Source organism: Streptomyces sp. SPB074, assembly GCF_000154905.1.
Lineage (GTDB): Bacteria > Actinomycetota > Actinomycetes > Streptomycetales > Streptomycetaceae > Streptomyces.
The window spans coordinates 340245-340634 of sequence record NZ_GG770539.1 but is presented as its reverse complement, the minus strand read 5'-3'; the positions used below and the strand labels follow the sequence as shown (position 1 = coordinate 340634).

The window sequence follows — 390 nt, the reverse complement described above, 5'->3', positions numbered from 1 at the left end:
CGCGAAGGCCGAGCGGACGCGCCCCGGCGGCGGGGGCGCGTCGAGGTAGGCGTGGGCCTCGGCGAGCGCCGCGCGCACGGCGGCGGCGGCGGTCTCGGAGCCGGGTGCCACGAAGGAGGCGGGAGCCTCCGCCCCGGCCCCGTCCGCCGCTCCGGCGGTCTCCACCGGTTCCTCCGCCGAGAACTCCGCGCGCCACGCCGCCCACTGGCGCGAGATCTCGTCCGCGCCCAGGCGGCGCTGGGCCGGGCCCCAGCCCGCACCGGAGGGCGGACGCAGGAGCGCGGGAGCCTCCGGGGCCCCCGACAGGTCCGGGTCGTGCGGGGCGGGCACGCCCGGCGCGGCGACGGTGAGCGCGAGCGGCCAGCCCGGCAGCGTCGCCACGGTCGCACG

The 390-nt window shown here is 82.6% G+C and carries 1 pseudogene; it reads right to left on the bottom strand.

The features are described 5' to 3' along the window. Nucleotides 1-390 (bottom strand): annotated as a pseudogene (locus SSBG_RS01415) (hypothetical protein); the annotation flags it as partial.